At 46.7% G+C, this 917-nt stretch carries 1 protein-coding gene; it reads right to left on the bottom strand.

What is annotated here, in order from left to right:
• Positions 1 to 96: 96 nt before the first annotated feature.
• The coding region (locus AB4484_RS11990; RefSeq protein WP_372078345.1) for a transposase at positions 97 to 917 on the bottom strand (821 nt) is incomplete at its 5' end.

The following is a 917-nucleotide window of genomic DNA, read 5'->3' as shown; positions in this document are numbered from 1 at the left end:
CTAACCTCATTTCTACACTACAACTTAAAGTTGAGTGTTAATTGAACGCTTTCACGCCGTTTTCTCTATTTCAGATACACTTATCCTACGAAAGCCCTAAATTGACCTGATTTGGGATTGAATCAGAGTACGGTTAACGAGCTCTGACAATGTTTCTCCCGCCCTAAAACGCAGAAAATTCATTCGATGACCGCAAAGAATGCATTCAAATGGGTCTACCTTCACATACCCTTTTAGCATAGCGGCGTAACCTGGCATTTCAGGTGACTCTTCAGGGGCGACGCCTAAGGCATCGTAGACCCTAGGGAGCATCTCACCACGACGTCGGTTTGATAGAAACCCAAAGTATCGAATCATTTTGAAGTGCTTATCAGGGATATGCTCAAGCATGCGCTCTATCAGAGCTTCTGGACTCAAAATGAGGGATTCCGTCTGACCATTTCTATGGTTAAGGTAGTCAAACGTCACTAAGCCCCCCTGAAAATCATGTCGTAAGCGTGATGCAGATATCGGCGGGCGCTTTAGGTATCGACCTAAGTAGCTCATGGTTGGCGTGACGTTAGCCGTCTTCTTTGCAAAATGCAGCTTCCAGCGGCGGCAATATTGGCTGGTTAAAAATCGAGACCAATCTTGCTCATGACGAATAAAAGGGCAGTCCTTTCCACTCAAATCTAACTCTGAGTAATGGGAGCTGAGAAGTTGAGTGATGGCACTGCGCCAACACTTCTCCGTGGTCTTGGCTTTAAAGAAAATGGGCTTCCACAGGCCTGTCCTCTTACATAAGCCTCCACGCGTGACAGATAAATGGATATGCACATTCCAATTCAGCTTTCTGCCGTAGGTGTGAAGCGCACAGAACACGCCGATATCGACCCCCAGTTTCCTTGCCCATCCTAAGAAAATGTTGGCAGCGCAAC

The sequence above is a fragment of the Vibrio sp. 10N.261.46.A3 genome, assembly GCF_041472995.1.
Taxonomy (GTDB): Bacteria; Pseudomonadota; Gammaproteobacteria; order Enterobacterales; family Vibrionaceae; genus Vibrio; species Vibrio coralliirubri.
The sequence above is the reverse complement of the archived record's forward strand: the minus strand, read 5'-3'. Positions and strand labels throughout refer to the sequence as shown.